Genomic DNA, 9,015 nt, shown 5'->3' with positions numbered 1-9,015 from the left:
TAATAAAACACATGAAAGAGTTTAAATTTTGGGCTTTGATCTGTCCTATGAAACAATTATTAATGTTTGTTATTCCTGTTTGGATCATTTTTGTAATTTTTTTCTTTAGTGTAGATGTATTTGAATACTTCGGATACTTTTTTGCCGCTATATTGATCTTTAATATTTTCTTTTTTGTATTCTTTTTTAAATATGTGAAAATAACCTTTTCCCATTCTAATGAGATACGTATTTATTTTAATGGTAAAGAAAAATATATTGGGAATGCAGATAGTTTGAAGTATGCTAAAGGTGCAGATTTGAATAATGATCCTTCATACGGAGAATTGGGAATTATATTTGCCGACAGGAATTTTTTCTTTCGTATTTCAGAAAAACGGGGCCTCTTTGAGTCTAAACCTACCAAGCATGTTGCCCTGTTAAGATATATGGCTACTGCTTACCAATTGGAAAAAGAATCCTCCCAAAGCACTCTGTTTGGAGAATCTTTTATTTATAGCAACCCTCAGTATAAAGGGATCTCTGTAAATGAAAGGTATAATAAAAGTGAGTATTAATTTAATTACCCTTATTTTTTATTCTCGTAAAGTATAAAGATAGGCAGTATTTGCTTATTTTCCCTTGTCGATTATATGCAGATTTGCAAATAGAAAAATGCAGTAAGCCTGTAAGCCGGGTTCTGTTCCTTACTATAGCAAGGTGTCTGTCATTTATCTACTCCTGCCGTCACCGACAGGCTCTAGCGACCTACCCCCCGGCATCGGGCGGGCAGCCCTACATACGCCGGTATACATGGTCTTACAACTCGCAAGTGGTACGGCCCCGATACATTACTGCACAGGCGGTGAGCTCTTACCTCGCCTTTTCACCCTTACCTCCTTACGGAGGCGGTTATTCTCTGTTACCTTAACTCTGCCCTCACGAACAGCTTCCCATTAAGAAGTACGATGCCCTGTGTTGCCCGGACTTTCCTCTTTCTACCCGAAGGTAGTCAGCGACAAACCGGCCTACTGCATTAGCCTGCAAAGGTACGTATAATATGTTATAAGTTTTTACTGGTTCATCACAATTCTTTGGAGATGATAAGTCCTTGTGAAAAACTAAACGTAGGACAAAACACAATTGTTTTATTCCTCCTTGGTATACATCTTGTTAAACTTAGGACGGATAAACAAACGTAAAGATACATCATAGTTGAGGTAGCTCCATACCCAGTCTATAAATATTGAAACTTTATTTCTCATGCCCACTATAGATACTATGTGTATGAATAGCCATAGCCACCAGGCAAACCAACCTCCAAACCGGAACTTGCCAAGATCGGCGACGGCAGCATGACGTCCTATTGTAGCTAATGAACCCTTATCTATATAAATAAATTTCTCCCATTTATTAAGATCTGTAGTGTGATTCAAATTTTTCGCAAGTCGTCTTGCCATTTGTAGAGCGACCTGAGCTACTTGAGGATGTCCTTTTGGGCTTGAGTCGGATATAAGGAGAGCTGTATCACCGATAGCAAAAATGTCATCATAACCTTGTATTTGATTGTATTCGTTGATCGCAAGTCGCCCCCTGTTATACGCCGCTTCTTCTAAGCCTTTCAGACTATTAGGTTTTACACCTGCTACCCAGAATACATTTCGTGTTCTTAATTTAGTGCCATTACTAAGTTCAACAAAAGGTTTTTCGTACGATTTTACAGAAATTTCCTGATGTATAATTACTCCTCGTTTTTCCAATGTTTTGGCTGCACCGTCTGATGCATTTTCCGACATGGCAAACAGTAGGCGAGGGGAAGCATCGACAAGATGTATTTCCATCTTCGAAAAATCTGTTTCAGGATAATCTTTTGGTAAGATAGACTTTTTCATATCGGCAAGTGCTCCGGCCAGTTCTACTCCGGTGGCTCCACCTCCGACAATAACGAAAGATAATATTTCTTTCAGCTCTTCTTCGTCTTTAGCGCTAAGAGCTTCTTCAAAACTAAGCAGTATTCTATTGCGTAATAATAATGATTCGGATACGGATTTTAGAGCGAAAGTACTATCCTTTAGACTGTCATTTCCGAAATAATTCGTATCGCAGCCTGTTGATATTGCCAGATAATCGTATTTTATATTTCCGATATTAGTCCGCACGCATTTTTCTTCAGGTATCACAAGCTCTGCTTCGCACATGCGAAAGTGAAAATTCTTTGTTTTCTGAAAGCTTTTTCTATGTGGATAGGATATTGAACTGGGTTCCAATCCACTGGTAGCTACCTGATAAAATAGTGGCTGAAATTGATAATAGTTGTTTTTATCTATCAATACGACTTGATATTGTTTTTTGTTTATTTTTTTTGCCAGTTCTAGTCCGGCAAATCCGCCACCGATAATAACCAGGCGTTTTTTTTCTCCCGGATCGGGTATGTTTGTTATATAGTTCATATAATGAATCCTTTATGGTTTCGTTATTAATAATAATACCACCAACATATAGATATCAATTAATCTATATATGTTAGTGGTAATAGAATTTAAGATACAAAAAATATCTTTATTTTATTCTTCTGCTTTCACTTCTTTTTGTCCTCCCCATTTGGCTTTGATCACTTCATATATAGCCGGTAATATGGATACAACAACAATAATGATTACTACTTTATCTAGGTTCTTCTCTACCCACTCCATACGTCCTATAAGAGCTCCGAGTGTACAGAAGATCACAACCCATGCTATACCTCCTATAACATTATAAGAGAAGAAATGTTTATAACTCATTCGTCCCATCCCTGCTACAAATGGAGCAAAGGTACGTACTATCGGTACAAAACGGGCTAGAATAATGGTTTTACCTCCATGTTTCTCATAAAATTTGTTTGTTTTTTCCAGATACTCTTGTTTGAATATCTTGGATTTCGGATTGCTAAATAGCTTTTCCCCGAAGAAGCGACCGATAGTATAATTCACAGCATCGCCGATAATAGCTGCAATAATGAGTATGGCTACAAGAAAATAGATGTGAAGCGGGTTATCTGGACGTACAGCTATTGCTCCTGCCAGAAATAATAATGAATCGCCGGGCAGGAAAGGTGTAACAACTAATCCTGTTTCGCAAAAAATAATCAAAAATAATATGGCATAAACCCATACGCCATATTCAGTAACGAGCATGTCCAGTGTACCACCGGTATCTCTTAGTAAGTTGAGGAAAAAATTCCAGGCTTCGTGCAAGAATTCCATTTTTAGGTTGTGTTATATTTACTTTTTATTATAATATAAGAAATGATGAGATTTTATGACCTCATCATTTCTTATCAAATTCTATTTAACTAGTAGCCCTGCGGCTACTGTATCACGTTTTTCTTTACCAGCTAATTGTTCTACCAAAGATAAAGCAAAATCTATTGTGAGGCCAGGGCCACGTCCTGTGGTTATATTTCCTTCAATAATTACAGCTTTGTCAGTTTCGAGAATAGCTTCTTCGAGATATTGTTCGTATCCCGGATAACAAGTTGCTTTTTTACCTTTTAACAAACCCAGCCCACCCAACACCATGGGTGAAGCGCATATTGCAGCAACTTTTTCCCCTTTATTGGCAAATGCAAGAAGTTCTTTTTTCATAGCTTCATGTTCATTAAATTTGGTAGTGCCTCCCGGTAAAACGAGCATTCTAGCAGAAGCAAAATCTACCTCATCGAATAGAAGATCAGCCGTAACAGGTATCTGATGGCTACCTACTACTTGTTTACTCTCCGTAAGAGATACTGATTTTACATTTAAATCCGCACGACGCAGAATGTCGATCGTAGCAAGAGCTTCAATCTCTTCAAATCCTGTGGTTAGAAATACAAATATAGTTTTCATCTTAATTTGAGTTTTAAGTGTTTTATGCAATTTCTATATTTTCGTTTAATGGAGCTTGATGCGACTTGTCGTTTTAATTCAGATTGAACTTGTATGTTATAGTTCCTTTCTGGTTAATGACTGAGGATACAACATTGAACTTAGTACGCTTGGCAGCTCTTATAGCTTCATTACGTAGATTTGTATTCGGGGTATTTGTACCTTTTCCTATTGTGGCTTCTACCACATCTCCTTTTGCATTTACCAATATATCAACCACTACAGTCCCATAGTCATCTACCGAATAATTAGGTTTTATCAGTCCGCCACTACCAAGGCTACGTCCACCTAGGTCGAATGAGCCCCATCCTCCAACACCTGATGTTTTTCCATAACTGGCATTTCCGGTAGGAACACCTTGAGTACCTTCGCCTTGACCTTCACCTCGACTTCCACTTCCTGTTCCGTTGCCAAACAGTCCTGCCATTTGGTTGTTGATTTGCCCTTTTTTTGCAGCTTCTTGTTGAGCAACTCGTTCAGCCTCTGCTTTTTTTCTTTGCTCGGCTGCTTCCTGTTGTTTTTTTTCTTCTGCTTTCTTCTTAGCTTCTTTTATAGCTACAGTTTCTTCAAAATCTTGTGTAACGGCAGCTTTTTCAGTATTGGTTACGGTCGGTTTTGTTTTTGGAGTAGTATTTTCTACCATTGGTATGGGGTCTTCTACTACATTGGGAGAAGTTGCTTCTATTGCACCTTTGTCTCCATTACCCCTGCCAAAAGGTTCGTCGTCACCACCTGCATCAGCTACGTTACCAAACATGACAGGTACGCCTTCCAATTCCTCGGCATGTCGTACTATAGGCGATGGTGTCAGGTAGTAAAACAAAAGAAATAGGATGATCAGCAAGTGGAAACTCGCCGTTCCTATGATACTTATCATTCTATCTTTTTGTGCCTCCATATCGTTAATCTAATTCGGGGTTTGCATTCAGACAATTTTTATATGCCTTAATTGTTTTTTCTAATCCCATATATAGAGCATCACTGATCAGCGCATGACCAATCGATACTTCGTCTAACCATGGTATGTTCTTATAGAGATAATGCAAGTTTTCAAGACTCAGGTCGTGTCCTGCATTTACACCGAGTCCAAGTTTCTTCGCTATCTTCGCAGCTTCTACAAAAGGACCTACGGCCGTTTCTTTGTTTTTAATATATTCTCTTGCATAAGGCTCTGTGTACAGTTCTATCCGATCGGTACCCGTTTTAGCCGCAAATTCTATTATTTTCGGATCGGTTCCGGTGAATATAGATGTGCGCACACCCGCCGATTTGAACTCATCGACCAAATCGGACAATAATTGCTGGTTTTCTATTGTATCCCACCCTGCATTTGAGGTTATAGCCTCTGGTTTGTCAGGGACAAGGGTTACTTGGGTAGGCCGTATTGTAACAACCATATCTACAAACTTCTGCGCCGGATAGCCTTCAATATTAAATTCTGTTCTCACCCTGTTTATCAGATTATAAACGTCCTTATATGTTATATGTCTTTCATCTGGACGAGGGTGGACTGTAATACCTTCAGCTCCAAATTTTTCACAATCGAGAGCTACTTGCAATACATCGGGAACATTGCCACCACGAGCATTGCGCAGAGTGGCTATTTTATTAATATTTACACTAAGTCTAGTCATAGAAAACAATTAAAAACAACGGTATCGATATCAAATACTAAAAACTATCATTATAAAGTTAAATCTTTTTAGCAACTTTGTAATGTGATACCTTGACAAAGGTAATACGATTTGGTGAAAAAGAGTGTATCAGTTCCAATTTATTAACAGGTTTGCCGGTTATTTGTTTGTTATGCCGTGCATATCGGGTAAAACAATGGTATAATGAGAATTGCAATATTTGGAAGTAAACATCAGAAGAAAGTACAAGTAGAAAAGTTATTCAAAATTTTGATGGATAATGACGTTGAAATATATCTTCAGGATAAATTTTATAAGTATCTGAGAGATGTTCTTCATTTACAATATAATATTGCGGGAATTATTAAAGATGAAAACTTCGATGTCGATCTTGTTGTGAGCATTGGAGGCGATGGGACGTTTTTGCGTACAGCATCTATTATAGGTAAGAAAAATATGCCTATATTAGGGATAAATGCAGGGCGTTTGGGTTTCTTGGCTGATGTCGGGGAGGAGGATCTGGAAGACACATTTGCCGATATTTTTTCTGGAAACTATCGTATAGAGCATCGTAGCCAATTGCAATTATCTACCGAACATAGAGATTATCATGGTTTCAATTATGCCTTAAATGAGGTAGCTATACTAAAGCAGGACACAGCGTCGATGATTACGGTTCATGCCCATATAAACGATGAATATTTGACGTCGTACGAAGCTGATGGTTTGATTATTGCTACGCCTACGGGATCAACTGCTTACGCATTGAGTATCGGGGGCCCTGTTATGGCTCCTACTGCATCAAATTTTATTATTGCAGCAGTAGCACCCCATAGTTTGAGTAACAGACCTTTGGTTGTTACAGATGATTGTGTGTTGATACTAGATGTAGAAAGTCGTAACGAGAGTTTCCTGATATCGCTCGATGGACGTTCAAATACATTTGTCACAGGGACAAAACTGATTATAAAAAAGGCAGATTTCAGTCTTAAGGTTTTAAAACGAAAAGAGAATACATTTTACAATACATTACGTAATAAGCTTATGTGGGGTGTAGATCCCAGACAAAGTTAATTATAGAAAAGAATCTTTTGAGAAGTCAGAATGCCCGATTTCAAAGATATTTTGATTTTGTAGAGTAATTTCTACTAAAAACGGAAGTGAAATTATATTGATGATATCTTAAATATGAAGAACAGAGTTATTGGTGCATGTTCGTTGACAGCACTGGCCGGATTATGTTTTAATGCCCATTCACAGACAGACGATAGGCCTAATATTATTGTTATTTTAGCAGACGACCTTGGTTATTCCGATATGGGTTGTTACGGAGGTGAAATTCAGACACCTAATTTGGATAAACTTGCTTCGGAAGGACTGAGATTTAATAGCTTTTATAATGCCGGGCGTAGTTGTCCTACACGTGCATCACTGCTTACAGGGCTTTATCCCCACCAAGCAGGAATAGGACGGATGACCTTTAATGAAAATTTGCCAGGTTATAGAGGACAACTAACTGAAAATGGAGTGACTATAGCTGAGGTACTAAAAGATGCAGGTTATCAAACCGGTATGATAGGAAAATGGCATGTAGCTGAAACCCCATTAAAGAAAGATCAGAGAGAGTGGCTGGCACATCAGGTATATCACGAAGATTTTGCAGATAAGAAATGTTATCCGGTAAATAGAGGGTTTCAAGATTTTTATGGTATTATCTATGGTGTTGCAAATTATTTTGATCCATTTAGTCTAGTAAATGGGGAGACTCCTGTGAAGAATGTACCGAAAGATTATTATATCACACAGGCTTTATCGGATAGTGCCGTTTCGTATGTAAACCGATATGTGAAAGGTAATAAGCCTTTCTTTATGTACTTATCTTACACTGCTCCACATTGGCCATTACATGCATTACCCAAAGATATAGAGAAATATAAGGATACTTATAAAGAAGGTTGGGATGCTATCCGCAATAGGCGTTATCAGCGGATGAAAGAAAAAGGTATTTTTCCAAACTCTAAAGATTATCTTTCGCCTCGTCAATTTTCTGACAAATGGGAGGATAATCCCGATCAGGAATGGGACGCCAGAGCTATGGCTGTTCATGCAGCAATGGTAGATCGTATGGATCAGGGTATAGGTGAGTTGTTGAAGACCTTAGAGGAAAACGGTCAGTTAGACAATACTATTATTTTCTTCATGTCGGATAATGGATGTAGCAACGAAGATTGCCAAAATTATAGCGAGGGAGAAAACGATCGTCCTGATATGACACGCATAGGTGAAAAAATAATATATCCCCGAAAGAAAGAGGTATTGCCCGGCTCGGAGTTGACATATGCGTCGATAGGGGCCAAATGGGCGAATGTGGCGAATACTCCTTTCCGTTTTTGGAAAGCTAAGTCATATGAAGGTGGTATTAATACACCTCTGATAGCTTATTGGCCTAAGGGATTGAAAGTGAAGAAGGGGGATGTGACGAGCCAACAGGGGCATATAATAGACATAATGGCGACTTGTCTCGATTTAGCAAAAGCCCAGTATCCTAAAACTTATAATGGAAATCAAATAATTCCACTTGAAGGAAAGAGTCTTGTGCCTATTCTGAAGGATGGCAGAAGGGTAGGACATGACTATTTGGGTTTTGAGCATTTCAACGAAAAGGCTTTGATAACAAAAGACGGTTGGAAGATTATTCAGCCGGGAAGGAATAATTCTTGGGAATTATATAATCTAAATAAAGATCGTACGGAATTAAATAATGTAGCAGTGAGTAATCCTAAAGTCTTAGAAAAGTTGATAAAGCAATATGACGAATGGGCAAAACGATGCCTTGTTGTACCTGCTCCGAAATAAAATATGATAAAATAAAAATAGGTTTCATATTCCATATACATTTTAAAGTGATTGAATTATTTTGTTATATTTGAGTAGGATTATAACTATCATGCTTTTCTCTAAACTCTTGTTGCTGTTTTTTTCAAAAACTTACTACAATCCCAAAAATCCAACTATCCTTTTACATTGATAACAGGACTCCCAAACAATACCAGATTTTCTATTTCGAATGGAAATAGTCTTTCAAAACCTATATTGAGGAGTTGCCCTTAACGATACTCACTGAATCGACATGGGCAAGTATAACTCTTTATTCTCGAGAAAAGCATAAATCAATATATTCTGTTTACGATCTCTTTTTTACATTGGAGTCAAAACATACTTCATACTTTGGTCTGATTCATAATAACAAACATGAATATAAATCCTTTCATTATCCTTGACCGCATTGTTTATCGATAGCTATACCATTCATTTCTTCAATAAAGAACAGTACTATATAAATTACGCAAAAGTTGTAAATTTCATAAATACTTCAATTCTTATGAGTTGTCAATCTCAACAGAAAACTATAGGAAAAATTATCTATGCATTTTATCATACCTTCATCAATAATTAGAAAACATATAAACTGAACAGCATCTCTCTCTGCAAAT

General features: G+C 37.6%; 8 protein-coding genes and 1 other RNA gene. 3 read left to right on the top strand and 6 right to left on the bottom strand.

Annotated elements, in window-relative coordinates:
- On the top strand, positions 1 to 557 hold a 557-nt coding region (locus JGH11_RS17945), incomplete at its 5' end, for a hypothetical protein (RefSeq protein WP_236264138.1).
- A 95-nt stretch (positions 558 to 652) separates the two neighbouring features.
- On the opposite strand, the gene rnpB is transcribed toward JGH11_RS17945, so the two are convergent.
- The 6 genes from rnpB to JGH11_RS17915 all read right to left on the bottom strand — a co-directional run bounded on the left by rnpB (position 653) and on the right by JGH11_RS17915 (position 5,521).
- Positions 653 to 1,014, bottom strand: an RNA gene (rnpB, locus tag JGH11_RS17940) — RNase P RNA component class A.
- A 113-nt stretch (positions 1,015 to 1,127) separates the two neighbouring features.
- The gene (locus JGH11_RS17935; protein WP_201114087.1) at positions 1,128 to 2,429 is read right to left on the bottom strand and encodes an NAD(P)/FAD-dependent oxidoreductase; all 1,302 of its coding nucleotides are present in this window, start codon (positions 2,427 to 2,429) and stop codon (positions 1,128 to 1,130) included.
- A gap of 114 nt (positions 2,430 to 2,543) precedes the next feature.
- Positions 2,544 to 3,224: a DedA family protein gene (locus JGH11_RS17930; RefSeq protein ID WP_201114086.1), complete on the bottom strand. Its 681-nt coding sequence runs from the start codon at positions 3,222 to 3,224 to the stop codon at positions 2,544 to 2,546.
- An 81-nt stretch (positions 3,225 to 3,305) separates the two neighbouring features.
- A complete protein-coding gene (locus JGH11_RS17925; protein ID WP_201114085.1) occupies positions 3,306 to 3,848 on the bottom strand; it encodes a DJ-1 family glyoxalase III in 543 nt (180 codons plus the stop codon).
- A 73-nt stretch (positions 3,849 to 3,921) separates the two neighbouring features.
- Positions 3,922 to 4,764, bottom strand: a complete 843-nt coding sequence (locus JGH11_RS17920; RefSeq protein ID WP_236264136.1) for an energy transducer TonB — start codon at positions 4,762 to 4,764, stop codon at positions 3,922 to 3,924.
- Positions 4,765 to 4,789: 25 nt separating this feature from the next.
- A complete protein-coding gene (locus JGH11_RS17915; protein WP_201114083.1) occupies positions 4,790 to 5,521 on the bottom strand; it encodes a pyridoxine 5'-phosphate synthase in 732 nt (243 codons plus the stop codon).
- 204 nt (positions 5,522 to 5,725) lie between these two features.
- On the opposite strand from JGH11_RS17915, the gene JGH11_RS17910 reads away from it, so the two are divergent.
- A complete protein-coding gene (locus JGH11_RS17910; protein WP_201114082.1) occupies positions 5,726 to 6,595 on the top strand; it encodes an NAD kinase in 870 nt (289 codons plus the stop codon).
- 114 nt (positions 6,596 to 6,709) lie between these two features.
- The gene (locus tag JGH11_RS17905) at positions 6,710 to 8,377 is read left to right on the top strand and encodes an arylsulfatase (RefSeq protein ID WP_201114081.1); all 1,668 of its coding nucleotides are present in this window, start codon (positions 6,710 to 6,712) and stop codon (positions 8,375 to 8,377) included.
- Positions 8,378 to 9,015: the final 638 nt, after the last annotated feature.

It is taken from the genome of Dysgonomonas sp. Marseille-P4677 (genome assembly GCF_016652235.1).
Taxonomy (GTDB): Bacteria; Bacteroidota; Bacteroidia; order Bacteroidales; family Dysgonomonadaceae; genus Dysgonomonas.
This window is presented reverse-complemented; position numbering and strand designations above follow the sequence as displayed.

What these genes read in the sequence shown, in the direction of transcription:
- JGH11_RS17935 (WP_201114087.1), bottom strand. Translation starts at nt 2,429, where the DNA reads ATGAACTATATAACAAACATACCCGATCCGGGAGAAAAAAAACGCCTG.
- JGH11_RS17930 (WP_201114086.1), bottom strand. Translation starts at nt 3,224, where the DNA reads ATGGAATTCTTGCACGAAGCCTGGAATTTTTTCCTCAACTTACTAAGA.
- JGH11_RS17925 (WP_201114085.1), bottom strand. Translation starts at nt 3,848, where the DNA reads ATGAAAACTATATTTGTATTTCTAACCACAGGATTTGAAGAGATTGAA.
- JGH11_RS17920 (WP_236264136.1), bottom strand. Translation starts at nt 4,764, where the DNA reads ATGATAAGTATCATAGGAACGGCGAGTTTCCACTTGCTGATCATCCTA.
- JGH11_RS17915 (WP_201114083.1), bottom strand. Translation starts at nt 5,521, where the DNA reads ATGACTAGACTTAGTGTAAATATTAATAAAATAGCCACTCTGCGCAAT.
- JGH11_RS17910 (WP_201114082.1), top strand. Translation starts at nt 5,726, where the DNA reads ATGAGAATTGCAATATTTGGAAGTAAACATCAGAAGAAAGTACAAGTA.
- JGH11_RS17905 (WP_201114081.1), top strand. Translation starts at nt 6,710, where the DNA reads ATGAAGAACAGAGTTATTGGTGCATGTTCGTTGACAGCACTGGCCGGA.